This is a genomic window from Rhizobium sp. BK619, assembly GCF_014195245.1.
Lineage (GTDB): Bacteria > Pseudomonadota > Alphaproteobacteria > Rhizobiales > Rhizobiaceae > Rhizobium > Rhizobium acidisoli.
This window is the reverse complement of record NZ_JACIBH010000003.1, coordinates 128,984-147,667: the sequence shown is the minus strand read 5'-3', so window position 1 is coordinate 147,667 and position 18,684 is coordinate 128,984. Positions and strand designations below refer to the sequence as shown.

Genomic DNA, 18,684 nt, shown 5'->3' with positions numbered 1-18,684 from the left:
AATATGACATTTGAGGTTCATCAAGCGGGACTAATGCGATGCTGACCAAGGCCTGGTGCGCAAGGGAAGAGCATGATGTTCGAGCTGAAGAATGTCACACGTCGTTTCGGAAAAAAGCTCGCCGTCGATTCCGTGACGCTCGACATTCCCCAGGGCCAGATGGTCGGCATCATCGGCCGTTCCGGCGCCGGCAAATCGACTCTGCTGCGCATGATCAACCGGCTGCAGGAACCGAGCTCCGGCTCCATTCATTTCGCCGGCGTCGAGGTCTCCGGGCTTCGCGGCCGTGCCTTGCGCCACTGGCAGCGCGACTGCGCGATGATCTTCCAGCAGTTCAACCTGGTGCCGCGCCTCGATGTCCTCACCAATGTCATGCTCGGCCGCCTCAACCACCGCTCGACGCTTCTGAGCCTGCTCAACATCTTCACCCGCGAGGAGCGTGTGCATGCGATCGCAGCGCTCGAACGCCTCGGCATCGAGCAGACGGCCTTGCAGCCAGCCGGCACGCTGTCCGGCGGCCAGCAGCAGCGCGTGGCGATTGCGCGGGCGCTGATGCAGAACCCGAAGATGGTTCTTGCCGACGAGCCGATCGCCTCGCTCGACCCGCTGAATGCGAAGATCGTCATGGATGCGCTGCGCGATATCAACGAGCGCGAGGGCATCACCGTCATCACCAACCTTCATACGCTCGATACCGCCCGCAACTATTGTGAGCGCATCGTCGGCATGGCCGGCGGCCGCGTCGTCTTCGACGGCAAGGGCTCGGAACTGACCGCCGAGGCGGTGAAGGCAATCTACGGGACGGACAGGGATGGCGCCGGCATCGACGAAACGATGACCTCGACATCGATCAATATCGCTTCCGAGCGGCCAGACAATCAATCCGCCGGCACCCAACCGCTGGCGCTGGCCGGTCTCTGAGCGAGGCGGCCGCGATCGAGCGCCCGCGTCAAGGGCACACTTCTTCGTAACGGAAGACCGGGGGCACCGGTCAATAGGAGAGACCACATGTTGAAGAAAGCACTCTTTGCGGCAACGGCGCTCTTCGCGCTCGCCGGCGCTGCCCATGCAGCCGATCTCAAGGAATTCCGCATCGGCATTCTCGGCGGCGAAAACGAAACCGACCGCCTGCGCAACTATGCCTGCCTTGCCGACCATCTGAAGCAGGAATTCGGCTTCGAGAAGGTGTCGCTGTTCCCGGCCGCCGATTATGACGGCGTCATCCAGGGCCTGCTCGGCGGCACGCTCGACTTCGCCGAACTCGGCGCTTCCGGCTACGCAGCCGTCTACATCAAGGATCCGAAGGCTGTTACGCCGATCCTGACGACGCAGCAGAAGGACGGCTCGACCGGCTACCACTCGATCGGCCTCGCTCTGAAGTCCTCGGGCATCAAGACCATCCAGGACGCCAAGGGCAAGAAGCTCGGCTATGCCGATCCGGACTCCACCTCGGGCTATCTCGTTCCGCTGACGCAGATCCCGAAGGACACGGGCATGCCGAACGACAAGTTCTTCGCCTCGACCCAGTTCAACGGCGGCCATGAGAACAACCTTCTCGCCGCTTACGACGGCAAGGTCGACGTCGCCGTCGACGATTCCTCGGGCATCGGCGATTTCAAGGATGGCTACACCTCCGGCACCTTCCGCAAGGAAGTCGACAAGGGCGCCGTCGATCCGAACAAGCTGGTTGAAGTCTGGCGTTCGCCGCTGATCCCGAACGGCCCGCTCGTCGTTCGCAACGCTCTCGGCGAGGACTGGCAGACGAAGCTCGCAGCCTTCTTCACGGCCCTGCCTGAGAAGGATCACAAGTGCTTCGCAGCCATCGAGGGCGGCGACTACAAGGGCTACGCCCCCGTCAAGCACGAATTCTACAACACCGTCGTCGAAGTGCGTAAGGCTGCCATCGGCGGCTGATCGGCCGTTGGAATGCGGGGCGGCCGGAAACGGCCGCCCTTATCTTTGATCGGGCGAGGCGTCCATGACTGTTGCCGATACACAGCCGCACATGCAGAGCACTAGGGATATCCGCACCGCGTGGGAACGGATGGTCGCTAGGCGCCGTTTCTACACCATCCTCGGCCTGGTTATTCTCATTGCGGCTTTTGTCAGCTCCGTCCGCTTCGCCGACGAGAGCAATGCCGGCCATTTCTTCGACCGCCTGCCGCATCTCTTCGACTTTTTGAGCTGGCTCATCCCCAAGGATTGGAACGATGTCTGGCGCGCGCTGTTCGACATTGCGAGCGTCAACGACAAGGGCGGCGAGGAGTTCAATTTCGACAAGGGCCGCGTCTATATTTCAGGCGCCTTCTACATTCCCGAATATTTCGAGCTGATGATCGTCACCATCAATGTGGCGCTGATCTCGACGATCGTCGCCTTCGTCTTTGCCGTTCCGTTGAGCTTTTTTGCCGCGCGCAACCTGACGAGTTCCTGGCCGCTGCGCGTTTTCACCAAGCGCCTGATGGAATTCCTGCGCGCCTTCCCCGAGATCGTCATTGCCGGCCTGTTTTCGGCGATCCTGTCGATCGGGCCGGTCGCCGCCATCATCGCCATCACCCTGCACACGATCGGCGCGCTCGGCAAACTCTTCTACGAAGTGGCAGAGAATATCGACATGAAGCCGCATGAGGGCATGAAGGCCGTCGGCGCCAACTGGTGGGAGCGCGTGCGCTTCGCGGCTCTGCCGCAGGTGCTGCCGAATTTCACCTCCTATGCGCTCTTGCGCCTCGAGATCAACGTGCGTGCCTCGACCATCATCGGCGCCGTCGGCGGCGGCGGCATCGGCGAGGAGTTGAAGCTTTCGATCTCGCGCGGCTTCGGCGCCAAGACGATGGCGCTGGTTCTGCTGCTGTTCGTGACGATCGTCGCCGTCGACCAGTTCTCCGCGTGGCTGCGCCGCCGCCTCGTCGGCGAGCATGCCTTCCTCCTGCAACATTGAGGCTGCCATGACGGTGATCGACGCAAACCGCATGAACGAAATCGAAGCGCGCTACCCGGAATATTTCCACCGGTCGTTCCGCCAGCGTTTCGGCGGGCTGATGATCCTGATCGCGACGCTGCTCTACAGCCTCTATGCCGTCTGGTTCTTCGACCTGCCCAAGCTTTTCGCCGAAGCCCATTGGGAGCGCGTCGGCATCTATCTCAGCCAATGGGTGAGCTACGACGTTCAGCCGGAATTCCGCATCGAGGACGACGGCTCGATCGACATCCGCTATCCGCGCTTCTCGCCGCTCGGCGACAATCCGCATCCGGACTGGCTGGTCAACAATCCCGATGGCAGCATCACCGTTTCGATCAGCGGCACCAACCGTACGGTCACCGTTTCGAAGAGCCAGACGATCGTCAGCGCCCACGGCATCAGCGTTCCGGTCGATGTTTCGAGCGGTGCACCGAAGGTGGTCGGACCGGCGCCCGGCTGGATGACCGTCTATGACGATAATGTGCTCGCCGATCTCGGCTTTGCCGGCAATGTCAGCATCTCCGTCGACCGGGTGAAAATCCGCAAGCGTTTCATCGGCTGGGCGAATTTCATCTTCGACACGCAATCGTCCTTCTTCGACAAGCCGGTCGGCGAGGTCGTCGGCCTTATCGTCTCCGGGCCGCGCATCAAGCCCGACCAGTCCAACCTGTCGCTCGCCTTCGACGACATCTGGAACAACAGCGAATGGCAGCACGGCGACGTCTGGACCAAGCTTTTCCAGACGATCGTGATGGCATTCCTCGGCACACTGCTGGGGTCGCTCACCGCCTTCCCGCTCGCCTTCCTGGCGGCGCGCAACATCACCCCGAACCGGCTGCTCAATCAGATCCTGAAGCGCTTTTTCGACTTCCTGCGCTCTGTGGACATGCTGATCTGGGCGCTGTTCCTGACGCGCGCCTTCGGGCCCGGCCCGCTTGCCGGCAGCGGCGCGATCTTCCTCACCGAGACCGGTACGCTCGGCAAGCTCTATTCCGAAGGGTTGGAGAATATCGACAACAAGCCGCGGGAAGGCATCAAATCGACCGGCGCCCAGCCGGTGCTTGTCCATCGTTACGGCATTATGCCGCAGATCGTCCCCGTCATCGTCAGCCAGACACTCTACCAGTGGGAATCGAACGTGCGCGGCGCCACCATTATCGGCGCCGTCGGCGCGGGCGGCATCGGCCTCAAATTGTGGGAGGCCATGCGCACCAACGCCAACTGGGAAAACGTCGCCTACATGGTCATCCTGATCCTGATCGTCGTCTTCATTTTCGACGCCGCCTCGAACGCTTTGCGCCACCGGCTGATGGGCACGAAAACCCACTGATCCATCCGCTCGAAAGCTCGTGACGGCTGCCCGCCATCATCATTCTGTCACGGAAATCTTTTAGCCGGGAGCCTGCTTGCGGTTCGCCGCCAAATCACTGCACAGTGCGCTCCCCGTTTCGACGATCCCCAGGATAAAAGCCTTGCGCTACGCTCTCTATTTCTCGCCGCCGAAGGATGATCCCCTGACCGGCGCGGCCTCGCTCTGGCTCGGCCGCGATGCATTTAGCGGCGAGACCTATCCTGCGCCTGATGAAGCGCAGCTCGGTGCCGCAGAGCAGTTCGAACTGACCGCCGACCCGCGCCGCTACGGCTTTCACGCGACGATCAAGGCGCCGTTTTCGCTCGCCGCCTCGGTCACCGAGAAGGATCTGATGGCGGTCGCCGAGGAGTTTGCCGCGCGCACTGAAGCTTTCGAGATTCCCGAACTGGTGCTCGGCCAGCTCGGCCGTTTTTTTGCCCTTGTTCCCGGTTCTCTTCATCAACCTCTTCAGGATTTCGCCGCGAAGGTGGTAAGGTCCTTCGAACCGTTCCGCGCAGCGTTGTCCGAGGCCGATATGGCGCGGCGCAACCCGGAGAAGCTCAGCGACAGCCAGCGCGCCAATCTGCAGCGCTGGGGTTATCCTTATGTGATGGAGGATTTCGGCTTCCACATGACGCTTACCGGCCAGGTGCCCGAGACACGTGCCGCGGTGATGAAAGCCATCCTAACCGAGCGGTTTGCCGATTTCACCGGCCGGCCGATTACGATTTCCGGCCTTGCCGTCTTCATCGAGGAAACGCGCGGCGCCCCGTTCAAAGTTCATTCCTGGCTGCCGCTTTCCGGCGCCAAAAGCTGAAAGACCCGACGAGATGAGCAAAGAGACCGTTTTTTCCAACGCCCGCATCGTTCTCGAGGATGACATCCTCGCAGGCTCGATCCTCATTCGCGACGGCAAGATCGCCGACATTTCCGAGGGAAGCTCGGTAGCCGGCGAAGATTTCGAAGGCGATTACGTCATTCCCGGCCTCGTCGAACTGCATACCGATCACCTCGAAGGCCATTATCAGCCGCGTCCCGGCATTCGCTGGAACAAGACCGCCGCAGTCCAGGCGCATGACGCCCAGATCGTCACCTCCGGCATCACCACGGTATTCGACTGCCTGCGCATGGGTGCGGATGAGGACGGCGGCTTCGAACATGGCGAGATGCGCGAGATGGCCGACGCCATCCAGTCGGCGGAGAAGGAAGGCCGGCTGCGCGCCGAGCACCTCCTCCACCTGCGTTGCGAGGTCTCGGCCGACAATGTGCTCGAACATTTCGCCGATTTCGAAAACGACCGGCATGTGCGGCTTGTCTCGCTGATGGACCATGCGCCCGGCCAGCGGCAGTTCCAGACGATGGACCAATATATCTTCTACTACCAGAAGAAGCGGGGCTTGAGCGACGAGGTCTTCGCCCGTTTCGTCGCCAAGCGCCAGGCCGAATCGGCGCGCAATTCGACGCCGCATCGCAACGCCATCGCCAAGGTCTGCGCCGAGCGCGGCATCACTGTCGCAAGCCATGACGACGCCACTCTCTCGCATGTCGGCGAGGCGATCGACAACGGCGTGCGGCTTGCCGAATTCCCGACCAGCTTCGACGCCGCCCGCGCCTCGCACGAACATGGGATGAGCGTGCTGATGGGGGCGCCGAACATCGTGCGCGGCAAGTCCCATTCCGGCAATATCGCCGCCCGCGACCTCGCCGAGATGGGCGTGCTCGACGTGCTGTCCTCCGATTACGTGCCGCTCAGCCTGCTGCATGCGCCCTTCATCCTTGCCGACGAAGTCGAGAGCATTAGCCTGCCGAAGGCGATCGCCATGGTGACGTCGACGCCCGCCCGCACCGTCAGCCTCGACGATCGCGGCCGGATCGCGACAGGACTGCGCGCCGATCTCGTCCGCGTCCACCGCGCGCATGGCGTGCCGGTGACACGCTCCGTCTGGCGCCAGGGACGCCGTGTCGCATGAGCCCGCGCGAACCCCACGCCGCAGCCGGAGCCGAGCGCGGCATCATGGTCGTCGTCGTCGGACCGAGCGGCGCCGGCAAGGACACGCTGATGAACCTCGCGGCCCGGCGTTTTGCCGGCCGTGAAAACGTCCACTTCACCCGCCGTGTCATCACCCGCCACCGCGATGCCGGCGGCGAAGACCATCTTTCCGTCTCCCTCGAAGGGTTTGCCGCGATGGAGCAGTCAGGCTCCTTCGCCGTCTGGTGGGAAGCCCATGGCCTGAAATACGGCATTCCGGCCGAAGTCTCGGTGGCGCTGTCGCGAGGCCATATCGTCGTCGCCAACGGATCGCGCTCGGCGCTGCACCGTTTCCAGGCGGCCTTCCCGCGGCTGAAGGTCATCAACGTCACCGCCAGCCCCGAAGTGCTCGCCGGCCGGCTGGAGGCGCGCGGACGTGAGACGCATGAGGATATCATGGCGCGGCTCGCCCGCGGGCCGCTGACGGTGCGCGGCGAATACGACGTGACGGAACTCGACAATAGCGGCTCGCTCGAAGAGGCCGAGCAGAAGATGATCGCCATCCTCGACGGGCTGCTCGCCGAGGTGCACTGACCGGGTCGGGAGGACGGCATGCGCGCGATCAAAGTGGTCGACTACGATCCTTTCTGGCCGCGGCTCTTTGCAGAAATCCGCACCGAGATCTCCACCCTGCTCGGCGATCTCGTGCTGTCCATCGACCATATCGGCAGCACATCGGTGCCTGGGCTTGCGGCCAAGCCGAAAATCGACCTCGATGTCGTCACGATATCCCACGACGTTCTGCCGGAGGCGATCGAGATCGTGCGCGCGACGGATTTCGTCTTCCACGGCGACAGAGGCGAGAAACGATGGGCCTTCACCCGGGATCGTGAAGGCTACGGGTTCAAGCTCTATCTTTGCGGCCCCGACAATCGCGCCCATCGCCAGCGCATCCGGTTTCGCGACTATCTCCGGGATCACCCCGAAAGGGCCAAAGCCTATGCCGATCTGAAACGCCACCTGGCTGCGGAGGCAGACGGCGATTGGGATTTGTACACCGGCGGAAAGACCCAGTTCGTCGGCGAGACGCTGCGATTGGCAAGCTTGGTGAGATCAGCGCACGCTTATCGGCTCGCATTGCCGCTTTCATGAGAGGCGTGACCTCCGGTGGTTTCGGCGATCGACTGCTGCAGCCACGCTCGGAAACGGGCCGATGTCACCTCATTCCAACGCTCACGCGACCCGACGAAATAATAGCCGCCGAGCCGGACGTCGGTTTCCAGCAATTCGACGAGCCGGCCGGCACGCAAATCATCGGCGGCGATCAGGCGGGTGGCCAGTGCTATGCCTTGGCCGGCCACCGCCGCGTCGACGGTCAGGTTGGCCGACCACAGCCGCGGGCCATTCAAGGTCACTTCATGCTCAAAGCCAGCCTTGCGAAACCAGTGCCGCCACTGATCGCGGCTTTCCTCGTGGATCAGCGGCTGTCGCACCAGATCGTCAAGGGTCCGTATCGGCGCGTTTCGGCTGATCCATTCGGGGCTGGTGACCGGGAACATGCGCGGCCTTTCCAGCAGGATCCAGCGGACATTCCCCCTTGGCTCCTCGGAATAGCGGATGTCGACATCGGCCTCATAGCGGGTGAAATCCGGCTCGAGATCGGTCGCGCGCATCACGAAATCGATGCCCGGCAAGGCAAGCTGGAGCTGGTTGAAGCGCGGCGTCAGCCACCGTGTCGCGAAACCGGGCACGCACCAGATGCGCAAGACCGTGCGATTGACTGCCGGACGCAGTTCGGCCGTCGATTTGGCGATGAGGTCGAAAGCCGCCCCTACCGTCTCGGCAAAAACCCTGCCTTCCGCCGTCAGCCTGATGCCGCGCGGTCCGGCATCGACAAGCCTCGTGCCAAACCAGGCTTCGAGATTGCGGACGTGGCGGGATATGACGGTGTGACTGAGATTGAGATCGTCCGCAGCTCTACGCATCGAGCCCAAACGGCTGACCGCCTCGAAGGCGCGCACCATCGAAAGCGGCGGTAAACGTCCGCGTTTCGGAACGCCTTCCTGTTCATCTGGCGATGATTTCCCCCTGCGCAATCCTGTCTCCCAGAACGGAAATTGGTTCCGCCGAACCAAGATCGGAATGCCATCTGCATTTCCATATGCCATGGAAATCGCAATCTTGGCGTAACGAAGAGTGGTGCACGGTGGTGCATAAAATGCACCACTCGCCTACCGGCTGACAATTGCGTTTTTCGCCTTTCGCAAGCGAAACCATCAAATTTGCGGGGCGGTGCGGCCACTTTCCTGGAAAGACTGGTCGGGAGCGGTGCATCCATGTGTCCACCGCGGTCAACAAAAAGCGCCTTCCCGCCCTACCGGACATCCGCCAGCATTGCCCGCAACACGCCGCTCCGCCTCTTGGAGATGACATCAAACGGCAAAGTCCGCTGCAAACGCCGGCTTTGCCCATCCCTTGCGAGCGGCCGCGATTGCCAACGATCCCAAGGATCGTGGCTGTCACCGGCGTCAGACGGACGCTCAACAAACAGGGGAACGCGAATGAAATTCAAGAACACTTCGACGATTACGGCTCTCGGCCTGCTATCGCTGGCGCTCGCCGCGGGACCGGGCGTGGCCCGGGATCTTACCATAGCGTCCTGGGGCGGGAATTTTCAGGATGCGCAGCGGGAGATCTATTTCAAGCCGTTCTCCAATGTTACCGGCAAGCCTCTGCTCGACGAGGCCTGGGACGGCGGCATCGGCGTCCTTCAGGCAAAGGTCAAGGCGGGCAACCCTTCCTGGGATGCCGTGGAGGTCGAAGCCGATGAACTCTCGCTCGGCTGCGCCGACGGGCTTTTTGAGAAGGTGGACTGGGACAAGCTTGGCGGCAAGGATGCATTTCTGCCTTCGGCGGTGAGTGACTGCGGCGTCGGCGCCATCGTCTGGTCGACCGCCATCGCTTATGACGGCGCCAAGATTGCCGATGGCCCCAAATCCTGGGCCGATTTCTGGGACGTGAAGAAATTCCCCGGCAAGCGCGCCCTGCGCAAGGGACCGAAATATACGCTCGAATTCGCGCTGATGGCCGACGGCGTGCCGGCAGACAAGGTTTACGACGTCCTGGCGACGCCTGAGGGCATCGATCGCGCCTTCGCCAAGCTTGATGCGTTGAAACCGAACCTTGTCTGGTGGACCTCGGGCGCGCAGCCGTTGCAACTGCTGGCTTCCGGCGAAGTGGCCATGACCAGTGCCTATAACGGCCGCATCACCGGCATCAACCGGTCGGAAGGCCGGCAGTTCAAAGTTGTCTGGCCGGGCAGCATCTATGCCGTGGATAGCTGGGTCGTTCTGAAGGGCGCTGAAAACAAGGATGCGGCCTTTGACTTCATCGCCTTCGCCAGCAAAGCGGAAAACCAGGCAAAACTGCCGCAATATATCGCTTACGGCCTTCCGAACAAGGAAGCCGGCAAGAGCGTGCCGCCGGACCAGCTGGCCGACTTGCCCACCACCGAGGCCAACATGCAGGAAGCAGTCAGCCTTGATACGGACTTCTGGATCGACAATTCGGAAGCGCTGACCAAGAGATTCGACGCCTGGCTGGCACAATAGCGGACGGAATATCGCCCCCGCGGGATCGCTTCTGCCGATCGACCCGTGGGGGCTTCCGCACATCTTCGTCACTTCGCTCCCCAGGAGCCGACAATCCGAACGGAGGGCCGCCATGGCTGCGCCGCGCATACGCTTTGAAAGAATCTCCAAATCCTTTGGCCTGCACCAAGTCGTCAAAGACCTGTCGCTCGACATCGAGAGGGGCGAGTTCGTCAGCCTTCTGGGACCTTCGGGTTCAGGCAAGACGACTTTGCTGATGATGCTGGCGGGTTTCGAAAACCCGACCGCCGGCGGCATTTTTCTCGACGGCCGCCGCATCGACCATCTGCCTCCGCATCGGCGCGAGATGGGCGTCGTCTTCCAGAATTATGCGCTCTTTCCGCATATGTCGATCGCCGACAACATCGCCTTTCCTCTCAGGATGCGCGGTGTCGGACGCAGCGAGATCGAACAACGCGTGAAACGCGCCCTTGATATGGTGCAGCTGTCGGCCATGAGCGGACGCAAGCCCGCCCAGCTTTCCGGCGGACAGCAGCAACGCGTGGCGCTTGCCCGTTCCCTGGTGTTCGAGCCGACGGTCGTTCTGATGGACGAGCCGCTTGGGGCACTGGACAAACAGTTGCGCGAACAGATGCAACTCGACATCCGCGCCCTTCACAAGCGGCTGGAATTGACCGTGGTATTCGTAACCCATGATCAATCCGAGGCGCTGACCATGTCGGACCGGATTGCGGTCTTCAACCGCGGCAACATCGAGCAGATCGGTACGCCGCGCGATATCTACGACCGGCCGCAGACACGTGCCGTCGCCGAATTCATCGGCGAAACCAATCTGATAGAAGGAACGGTCAAGGCGACGGGCACGACCGGCACTTCGGTCGAGATCGCCGACGGACGGCACGTGATCGTGCCTGGCAGTAATTCCCTCGCCGTCGGCAGCCGCGTCCACATTTCCGTTCGCCCCGAGCGCATTTCTCTGGCGGCCGGCAGCATCGGCGCAGCGGCGAACGCCCTGCCGGCGAAAATACTCGATAGCGTCTATCAGGGCGACCATTTGCGGGTGCAGCTCGACGAGGATGCCTTCCGCTTCGTCGTCCGGACCGACATGCGATCGGCGGAGTGGCCGGTCGGAGCCGATGTGGTGGCGCACTTCACACCTGAAGACTGCTGGGTGATCGCAGCATGAATGCATTCCGTCGCCACACCGGCACCTTTGCCCTCGTCTTTCCGCTGACCCTGTTCCTGGGCGTCTTCTTCATCTGGCCGCTTCTGACCGTCCTGCAACAGGCGGTGTCCGATCCGGTCGTCAGCAAAAACCTGCCGCGGACGACAGCTGCGGTCTCGGCCTGGAGCACTACCTCGGAACCCTCTGCCGAGATGCGGACAGCTCTTGTCGACGACTTGAAATCGCTCGACGACGACCAGAAACTCGGAGAGGTGGTTCGAAGACTGAACAGCGCCCAGCCGGGCTTCCGCACACTGATGCGAAAGACCGTCGCGGCCGTGAGAGACAGCACCGGGCCGATAAGCCTCGCAGAGATCGACACCCGATGGAACGACGTTGCCTTCTGGCGAGCAATCGCCGAAGCCACCGAGCCTTACACCGATCGCAACCTGCTTGCCGCAGTCGATCTCCAGCATGACGCTTCCGGGGCGATTGTGGCGATGCCGGCCGGTGAGTCCGCCAATCAGGCGATTCTGCTGAGAACATTCGCCGTCTCAGCCGTCGTGACCCTGGCGACCTGTCTCATCGGCCTGCCCTACGCGATGTTGGCCGCCGCCGCGAGCGGCTGGCGGCGGCAGCTCCTCCTTGCCGCGGTACTGCTGCCGCTGTGGACATCGCTGCTGGTGCGCACCGCGGCCTGGTACATCCTCCTTCAGGACAAGGGGCTCATCAACTCCCTCCTCGTGTCGCTCGGCCTTCTCGACAGTCCCTTGCCGCTTCTTTTCAACCGGACGGGTGTCGTCATCGCCATGACGCATGTGTTGCTGCCGTTCATGGTTCTGCCGATCTACAGCGTCCTCATCGCAATCCCGCGAAATCTCATGCCAGCGGCAGCCTCTCTTGGCGCGAGGCCGATCCGGGCCTTTCTGCATATCCTGCTGCCCCTGGCCCTGCGCGGCATCGCCTCCGGCGGACTGCTCGTCTTCATGGCAGCGCTCGGTTACTACATCACACCGGCGCTCATCGGCGGGCCGAAGGATCAGATGATCAGTTCGGTGATTGCCTTCTACGCCACCGGCTCGGCCAATTGGGGCATGGCCGGTGCGCTCGGCATGGTCCTGCTCGCCGTGACGATCGTGCTCTACGGCGTTTATGGCCGGCTATCCATGAAGACGACGGGGGCGTGACATGACAATTCGATTGCTAAAATTTCTGTTCGGCGCGGCAACGGTCATTTTTCTGCTGGCTCCGCTTTTGGCGATCCTTCCGATCGCATTTACCTCCAGCAGCTTCCTGGCCTATCCCATTCCTTCTTTTTCGGATCGCTGGTTTGCGGAACTGGCAACCGAGGACGCCTGGCGACGGTCTATCGTCAACAGCTTGCTGATCGGAGCGGGGACCACCTTGCTTTCCACCGTGCTCGGCATTCTGGCCGCACTGGCGTTGCGCAGGCGCGTTGTTTTTGCCGCGGCGCTGAGGACGATATTCCTCCTGCCGATGGTCGTTCCCGCCGTGGTGCTCGGCGTGGGGCTGCAGATCCTGTTTGCCGGCCTCGGATTTCCAAACACATTTGCGGCCGTCATCCTGGCGCATACGGTTGTCGCCGTGCCTTTTGTGCTGGTCAGCATCACCGCCTCGCTTGAGGGCATCGACTATCGGACCGAGCGTGCGGCCGCGAGCCTCGGGGCTTCTCCGGCAAAAGTCTTCTGGAAAGTAACGCTGCCGCTCGCCATGCCCGGCGTACTCTCAGGCGCGGTGCTTGCCTTTGCGACATCGCTGGATGAGGTCGTGCTGACGCTGTTTGTCGCTGGACCAAACCAGTTGACGCTGGCGCGCCAGATGTTCTCGTCGATTCGCGAAAACATCAGCCCGGCCATCGTGGCGGCAGCATTTCTGTTTATCGTCGGGACGATCTTTCTCGGAGGCCTGCTCGCGGTGGTGCACAGACGCGCCGCCCGGTCTGCGGCCCCGGCCTGAGGCCAGGGCGGTTCGTCCTTCGGGGAACCGACGGCTCCCGTTACTCGCCGTCGCCCCGACCGGACACGATCTCGCGCTTGCCGACATGGTTGGCCGGGCCAACCAGGCCTTCCTTTTCCATGCGTTCGACCAGTGAGGCGGCTCTGTTGTAGCCGATGCCGAGGCGGCGCTGGATGTAGGAGGTCGAGCACTTCTTGTCGCGCATGACGACCTTGACCGCCTGCTCGTAGAGTTCGTTGCCATCCTCGGAGGCCATGGCGCTCTTGTCGAAGACGGCGCCGGCTTCTTCCTCTTCGGGCTCTTCCTCCTCGTCGGCGGTGACGGTGTCGAGATATTCGGGGCGGCCCTGGGTCTTCAGATGGGCCACGACCTTTTCGACCTCGACATCCGAGACGAAGGGACCGTGGACGCGGGAAATCCGCCCGCCGCCCTGCATATGCAGCATATCGCCCTGGCCGAGCAGCTGCTCGGCGCCCTGTTCGCCAAGGATGGTGCGGCTGTCGATCTTCGAGGTGACCTGGAAGGAGATGCGGGTCGGGAAGTTTGCCTTGATCGTGCCGGTGATAACGTCAACCGACGGGCGCTGTGTCGCCATGATCAGGTGGATGCCGGCGGCGCGAGCCATCTGGGCCAGACGCTGGATCGCGCCTTCGATCTCCTTGCCGGCGACCATCATCAGGTCGGCCATTTCGTCGACGATGACGACGATATAGGGCATCGGCGTCAGGTCCAGCGCCTGGTTTTCCTCGATCGGGGCGCCGGTGCCCTTGTCGAAGCCGACCTGGACCATGACATGGATCGTCTCGCCCTTATCGCGGGCCTGCGCCACGCGGTCGTTGTAACCGTCGATATTGCGCACCCCGAGGCGCGACATCTTGCGGTAACGCTCCTCCATCTCGCGCACCGCCCATTTCAGCGCCATCACCGCCTTCTTCGGATCGGTGACGACCGGCGTCAGCAGATGCGGGATACCGTCATAGACGGAGAGTTCGAGCATCTTCGGGTCGACCATGATCAAGCGGCACTGTTCCGGCGTCATGCGGTAGAGCAGCGACAGGATCATCGTGTTGATGGCGACCGACTTGCCGGAGCCGGTGGTGCCGGCAACCAGCAGATGCGGCATCTTGGCAAGCTCGGCAATCACCGGCTCGCCGCCGATGGTCTTGCCGAGGCCGAGCGCCAGCTTGTAGCCGCTCTTCTCGAAATCCTGGCTCTCGATCATCTCGCGGAAATAGACGGTTTCACGGGTGACGTTCGGCAATTCGATGCCGATGACATTGCGGCCGGGCACGACGGCGACACGGGCCGAAAGCGCCGACATCGAACGGGCGATATCGTCGGCAAGGCCGATGACCCGCGACGACTTCACGCCGGGCGCCGGTTCGAATTCATAAAGGGTGACGACAGGGCCCGGGCGGACATGGATGATCTCGCCCTTGATGCCGAAATCCTCGAGCACACTTTCCAGAAGCCCGGCATTCTGCTCCAGCGTCTCCTGCGACATGATCTCGCCAAGGCGCTCCGGCGGCTCCTGCAGGAGGGCACGCGGCGGGAATTCATAGCCTGAGGCGTCGATCTTTTCGGGCCTTGCCACAAGGCGCGGCGACGGCAGAACCGCGGCGACAGGCGGCGTGCGCTGGGCCGCCGGCGCGGCGTGAGGGGCTGATGCCATGTGAAGAGGGGGCGCCACGGGAAGAGCGGACGCCGCCTGAGGCGCGGGCGCAATCGGAGAGGTCAGCGCAGGCTGAGGGGCAGGTCTAACCGGTGCCTCGACGGGAGTTCGCCTCGGCCGTTCCAGGGATATGGCGGCCGACGGGCGCGGGGCGGGCTTTGCGGAGACCGTCGCGGCCGGCGAGACCGGGCGGGAGGCGACAGGAGCGGCGGTCGGCCGGCCGGGGCGCCATTCCATGATGCGGAACAGCGACGTGATCGATTCGGGCGCAGTCTCGGCCTTCGGGAACGAGATCACGGCAGGCGCGCGAACCGGCTCGGCCTCTTCGAAGGCCATGACTTCCCAGAAGGCGAAATCGGAAATGGAGGAAAGCTCGGCGGTGGCCCGGAAAGCAGGCGCGGCCGGCTCGTCAGGAACGAGTGACGGCTGCAGTTCGATCGTCTGCGGTGCGGCGGGACGTTCGTCCGGCTCCGGCAGATAGATATCGAAGGGCACGTCGACGGCGACCGGCTCGATCCGGATCGCCTGCTGCCCCATCTGCGAATCATCGCGCGCGGGCTCATCCGGCGCCCGCCGCTTGCTGATCAGCGTTTCCGGCGTGCGGGTGAAACGGACGTTGGGCGCGAGGGAAAAATTGCTCTGCCAGATCGGCGCCGCCGGCTTTTCTCCTGGAATTACCTCCGGAAGGTCCGTTTCAATCCCGCTGGAAAAGTCCCCGGCGTCCGTCAAATTGGTTCTGGGAAAACGCATGCGTCCGCTACTCACTCATGCCTAACAAATTACGACCCTACCGGGATAGAAAAGGAAGGTTAATAAGTTCCTTCCCGTCGTATCGTTCCGATACGGCTCCCAGGCGTAAGTTGCCGCTATTTCAATGAGTTGTGTTCGGCGGAAAAATCTTTCTCATTTTCGGGCAAGCCGTTAATGCGCCTCGTCCCAATTGCTGGCGGCGCGCGCGTCGACGCGCAGCGGCACGCGCATTTCGAGCGCCGGCATGGTGGCGTTTTCCATGACCGAGACGATGATGGGCATTGCCTTCTCGACATCCTCGTCCTCGACTTCGAAGATGAGTTCGTCATGCACCTGCAACAGCATGCGGACGCGATCGCCAAGACCGACTTCGGCCAGCGCCGGCTCCATCCTGATCATCGCCCGGCGGATGACGTCGGCGGCCGAGCCCTGGATCGGCGCGTTGATCGCCGCACGCTCGTTGAAGGCGCGCACGGATGGGTTGGAAGAGCGGATTTCGGGGTAGTTGATTCGCCGCCCGAAGATCGTCTCGACATAACCCTTGTCGCGCGCCATCGCCTTGCGGCTTTCCATATAGTCGCGGATGCCCGGGAAACGCTCGAAATACTTCTTGATGTAGTCGCCGGCTTCCGAACGCTCGATCGACAGCTGGTTGGCAAGGCCGAAGGCCGAGATGCCGTAGATGATGCCGAAATTGATCGCCTTGGCGCGGCGGCGGACTTCGCCCGGCATGCCTTCGACTGGCACGCCGAACATTTCCGACGCGGTCATCGCATGGATGTCGACCCCATCCTCGAAGGCCTTGGTCAACTGCGGGATCTCGGCCACATGGGCCAGCACGCGCAGTTCGATCTGGCTGTAGTCGGCGGAAATCAGCTTGTGGCCCGGCGTCGAGATGAAGGCGGTGCGGATCTTGCGGCCTTCTGCGGTGCGCACCGGGATGTTCTGCAGGTTCGGCTCGGAGGAGGACAGGCGCCCCGTCGTCGTCGATGCCAGCGAATAGGAGGTATGGACCCGCTTGGTCTCGGCGTGGACATAGCCGGGGAGCGCGTCGGTATAGGTGGATTTCAGCTTGGTGAGCTGGCGCCAGTCGACGATCTTGCGCGGCAGCTCGAAACCGGCGGCGGCGAGATCCTCGAGCACCTGCGCGGAGGTGGACCATTGCCCGGTTTTCGTCTTGCTGCCGCCGGCAAGACCCATCTTGCCGAACAGGATATCGCCGAGCTGCTTCGGCGAGCCGATATTGAACCGCTCGCCGGCCAGCACATAAATCTCGTCTTCCAGGCGCGCAGCACCTTGGGCGAGCTCGCCGGACAGGCGCGACAGGATCTGCCGGTCGACGGTAATGCCGCGCGCTTCCATGCGCGCCAGCACCGGCAGCAGCGGCCGTTCCAGCCGTTCATAGACGCTGGTCAGCCCGGCCGCCGCCAGCCGCGGCTTCAGCACCAGCCAGAGCCGCAGCGTCACGTCGGCATCTTCGGCCGCATAATGGGTGGCGCGGTCGATATCGACCAGATCGAAGGTGACGTTCGCCTTGCCGCTGCCCGCGACATCCTTGTAGGGGATCGGCGTGTGGCCGAGGAACTTTTCCGAGAGCGGGTCCATGCCGTGGGCGCCGGTGCCGGCGTCGAGCACGTAGGAGATCAGCATCGTGTCGTCGAAACTCCTGGTCTCGATGCCGTAGCGCTGCATCAGCAGGTAATCGTATTTGAGGTTCTGCGCGACCTTGAGAACCGCAGCGTCCTCCAGCAGGGACTTCAACCGCGGCAGTGCATCGCGCATGGGGATCTGGTTGTCGGCAAGGCCGCCGCCGAGCAGATCGCCGACGCCGTTCTTATGGGCGAGCGGTATATAGGCGGCGCGGATCTTCGTGCCGGTGGGATCGGCAGTATTGTCGGCAATCGCCAGCGAGAAGCCGACAAGCTCGGCCTGCATGGCATCCAGCGACGTGGTCTCGGTGTCGAAAGCAACGAGGCCCGTGGCGCGCGCATCGGCGATCCACCGGTCGAGGGTGGCGAGATCGCGGATCGTGACATAGGCCGTATGATCGAAGGGCAACGTCGCAAAGGCTTCGGCCCGCGCCTTGGCCAGATCGGCGGGCGAAAAGGCACCTTCGACGGAAGCCTTGGCCTTCGCGCGTGGCGGCACCGGCACCGATTCGCCGGAAACCTCGGGGATGCCGCCGGCAATCCGAGCCGGTTCGGCCGCATCGAGATCGGGGCCATGGGCAGCCTTGCCCCATTCGACATTGACGATCGCCGGTTCGATGGCGCTCGCATCGCAATCGCAGACCTCGGCGACGCGGCGGGTCAGCGTCGTGAATTCCATCGTCTTGAGGAAGCCGATCAGCTTCGGGCCGTTCTGCGGCTCCAGCACCAGCGCGTCGAGATCGAGGTCGAGCGGTACATCGGTGCGCAGCCGCACGAGGTCGCGCGAGAGCCTGGCCATATCGATATTGGCGAGAATGGTTTCGCGGCGCTTGACCTGCTTGATCTCGGTGGCGCGTTCGAGCAGCGTGTCGAGATCGCCGTATTCCTCGAGCAGCTGGGCGGCGGTCTTCGGACCGATGCCGGGAATGCCAGGAACATTGTCGACGGAATCGCCGGTCATCGCCTGCAGGTCGATCATCTTTTCCGGCGGCACGCCCCATTTCTCGATGACATCGGGAATGCCGATCTGCTTGTCCTTCATGCTGTCATACATATGGACATTCGGGCTGACGAGCTGCATCAGATCCTTGTCGGAAGAGACGATGGTGACATCGGCGCCCGAGGCCTCGGCCTGGCGGGCATAGGTGGCGATGATATCGTCGGCCTCAAAACCTTCGGTCTCGATGCAGGGCAGATTGAAAGCGCGGGTCGCCGCGCGGATCAGGCCGAATTGCGGAATGAGCTCTTCCGGCGGGGCGGAGCGGTTCGCCTTGTAGGCGTCGTAGAGATCCTTGCGAAAGGTCTTGGCGGAATAGTCGAAGATGACGGCAAGATGTGTCGGCGTCACCCCGACATCGGTGTTGCGCGCGTCGCGCAACAGCTTCCACAGCATGTTGCAGAAACCGGAAACGGCGCCGATCGGCAGGCCGTCGGTCTTGCGGGTCAGCGGCGGAAGTGCGTGAAACGCCCGGAAGATGAACCCGGAACCATCGACTAGGAAGAGGTGATCGCCTTTTTTCATGGGTGCATGGATAGCGCGGGCACGGGACGAGGTCCATATAAAGTTCGGCGGGCGACGCG

15 protein-coding genes are annotated in these 18,684 nt (G+C 62.8%); 12 read left to right on the top strand and 3 right to left on the bottom strand.

What is annotated here, in order from left to right; all coding sequences use genetic code 11:
- Positions 1-75: 75 nt before the first annotated feature.
- From phnC to FHX14_RS06345, 8 genes are all read left to right on the top strand, one after another.
- On the top strand, positions 76-921 hold the full coding sequence (gene phnC / locus FHX14_RS06380) for a phosphonate ABC transporter ATP-binding protein (RefSeq protein WP_184376599.1): 846 nt from the start codon (positions 76-78) through the stop codon (positions 919-921).
- An 87-nt stretch (positions 922-1,008) separates the two neighbouring features.
- The gene (gene phnD, locus FHX14_RS06375; RefSeq protein ID WP_003589286.1) at positions 1,009-1,914 is read left to right on the top strand and encodes a phosphonate ABC transporter substrate-binding protein; all 906 of its coding nucleotides are present in this window, start codon (positions 1,009-1,011) and stop codon (positions 1,912-1,914) included.
- A 64-nt stretch (positions 1,915-1,978) separates the two neighbouring features.
- Positions 1,979-2,938, top strand: coding sequence for a phosphonate ABC transporter, permease protein PhnE (gene phnE / locus FHX14_RS06370; protein WP_184376598.1), 960 nt, complete (start codon positions 1,979-1,981; stop codon positions 2,936-2,938).
- Between the two features lie 7 nt (positions 2,939-2,945).
- Positions 2,946-4,289: a phosphonate ABC transporter, permease protein PhnE gene (gene phnE, locus FHX14_RS06365; protein WP_184376597.1), complete on the top strand. Its 1,344-nt coding sequence runs from the start codon at positions 2,946-2,948 to the stop codon at positions 4,287-4,289.
- A gap of 142 nt (positions 4,290-4,431) precedes the next feature.
- Positions 4,432-5,127, top strand: a complete 696-nt coding sequence (locus FHX14_RS06360) for a DUF1045 domain-containing protein (RefSeq protein WP_054182176.1) — start codon at positions 4,432-4,434, stop codon at positions 5,125-5,127.
- A gap of 13 nt (positions 5,128-5,140) precedes the next feature.
- Entirely contained in the window at positions 5,141-6,280 is a 1,140-nt protein-coding gene (locus FHX14_RS06355) for an alpha-D-ribose 1-methylphosphonate 5-triphosphate diphosphatase (protein ID WP_184376596.1), read from the top strand.
- Positions 6,277-6,873 carry a phosphonate metabolism protein/1,5-bisphosphokinase (PRPP-forming) PhnN gene (gene phnN / locus FHX14_RS06350; protein WP_012559515.1) on the top strand — a complete coding sequence of 199 codons (597 nt, stop codon included), beginning with the start codon at positions 6,277-6,279 and terminating at the stop codon, positions 6,871-6,873. The genes FHX14_RS06355 and phnN overlap by 4 nt, the downstream gene beginning before the upstream one ends.
- Before the next feature lie 18 nt (positions 6,874-6,891).
- Entirely contained in the window at positions 6,892-7,431 is a 540-nt protein-coding gene (locus FHX14_RS06345; RefSeq protein ID WP_003589292.1) for a GrpB family protein, read from the top strand.
- Here the strand turns inward: FHX14_RS06345 and FHX14_RS06340 are convergent.
- Positions 7,404-8,375: a LysR substrate-binding domain-containing protein gene (locus FHX14_RS06340; RefSeq protein WP_245279772.1), complete on the bottom strand. Its 972-nt coding sequence runs from the start codon at positions 8,373-8,375 to the stop codon at positions 7,404-7,406. The two genes, FHX14_RS06345 and FHX14_RS06340, sit on opposite strands and share 28 nt — an antisense overlap.
- A gap of 465 nt (positions 8,376-8,840) precedes the next feature.
- On the opposite strand from FHX14_RS06340, the gene FHX14_RS06335 reads away from it, so the two are divergent.
- The 4 genes from FHX14_RS06335 (at position 8,841) to FHX14_RS06320 (ending at position 13,032) form a co-directional block, all read left to right on the top strand.
- Positions 8,841-9,890, top strand: a complete 1,050-nt coding sequence (locus tag FHX14_RS06335; RefSeq protein ID WP_184376595.1) for an ABC transporter substrate-binding protein — start codon at positions 8,841-8,843, stop codon at positions 9,888-9,890.
- Between the two features lie 112 nt (positions 9,891-10,002).
- On the top strand, positions 10,003-11,076 hold the full coding sequence (locus FHX14_RS06330) for an ABC transporter ATP-binding protein (RefSeq protein WP_184376594.1): 1,074 nt from the start codon (positions 10,003-10,005) through the stop codon (positions 11,074-11,076).
- Positions 11,073-12,242 carry an ABC transporter permease gene (locus FHX14_RS06325; RefSeq protein ID WP_184376593.1) on the top strand — a complete coding sequence of 390 codons (1,170 nt, stop codon included), beginning with the start codon at positions 11,073-11,075 and terminating at the stop codon, positions 12,240-12,242. The genes FHX14_RS06330 and FHX14_RS06325 overlap by 4 nt, the downstream gene beginning before the upstream one ends.
- 1 nt (position 12,243) lies before the next feature.
- Positions 12,244-13,032, top strand: a complete 789-nt coding sequence (locus FHX14_RS06320) for an ABC transporter permease (RefSeq protein WP_184376592.1) — start codon at positions 12,244-12,246, stop codon at positions 13,030-13,032.
- A gap of 40 nt (positions 13,033-13,072) precedes the next feature.
- Here FHX14_RS06320 and FHX14_RS06315 read toward each other — a convergent pair whose 3' ends face one another.
- Positions 13,073-15,454, bottom strand: a complete 2,382-nt coding sequence (locus FHX14_RS06315) for a DNA translocase FtsK (protein ID WP_184376591.1) — start codon at positions 15,452-15,454, stop codon at positions 13,073-13,075.
- A gap of 171 nt (positions 15,455-15,625) precedes the next feature.
- Positions 15,626-18,625, bottom strand: coding sequence for a DNA polymerase I (polA, locus tag FHX14_RS06310; RefSeq protein ID WP_184376590.1), 3,000 nt, complete (start codon positions 18,623-18,625; stop codon positions 15,626-15,628).
- Positions 18,626-18,684 lie beyond the last annotated feature (59 nt).

Bases quoted from the DNA above. Each gene is read 5' to 3' on its own strand.
- phnC (WP_184376599.1), top strand. From the start codon at position 76: ATGTTCGAGCTGAAGAATGTCACACGTCGTTTCGGAAAAAAGCTCGCC.
- phnD (WP_003589286.1), top strand. From the start codon at position 1,009: ATGTTGAAGAAAGCACTCTTTGCGGCAACGGCGCTCTTCGCGCTCGCC.
- phnE (WP_184376598.1), top strand. From the start codon at position 1,979: ATGACTGTTGCCGATACACAGCCGCACATGCAGAGCACTAGGGATATC.
- phnE (WP_184376597.1), top strand. From the start codon at position 2,946: ATGACGGTGATCGACGCAAACCGCATGAACGAAATCGAAGCGCGCTAC.
- FHX14_RS06355 (WP_184376596.1), top strand. From the start codon at position 5,141: ATGAGCAAAGAGACCGTTTTTTCCAACGCCCGCATCGTTCTCGAGGAT.
- phnN (WP_012559515.1), top strand. From the start codon at position 6,277: ATGAGCCCGCGCGAACCCCACGCCGCAGCCGGAGCCGAGCGCGGCATC.
- FHX14_RS06345 (WP_003589292.1), top strand. From the start codon at position 6,892: ATGCGCGCGATCAAAGTGGTCGACTACGATCCTTTCTGGCCGCGGCTC.
- FHX14_RS06335 (WP_184376595.1), top strand. From the start codon at position 8,841: ATGAAATTCAAGAACACTTCGACGATTACGGCTCTCGGCCTGCTATCG.
- FHX14_RS06330 (WP_184376594.1), top strand. From the start codon at position 10,003: ATGGCTGCGCCGCGCATACGCTTTGAAAGAATCTCCAAATCCTTTGGC.
- FHX14_RS06325 (WP_184376593.1), top strand. From the start codon at position 11,073: ATGAATGCATTCCGTCGCCACACCGGCACCTTTGCCCTCGTCTTTCCG.
- FHX14_RS06320 (WP_184376592.1), top strand. From the start codon at position 12,244: ATGACAATTCGATTGCTAAAATTTCTGTTCGGCGCGGCAACGGTCATT.
- FHX14_RS06315 (WP_184376591.1), bottom strand. From the start codon at position 15,454: ATGCGTTTTCCCAGAACCAATTTGACGGACGCCGGGGACTTTTCCAGC.
- polA (WP_184376590.1), bottom strand. From the start codon at position 18,625: ATGAAAAAAGGCGATCACCTCTTCCTAGTCGATGGTTCCGGGTTCATC.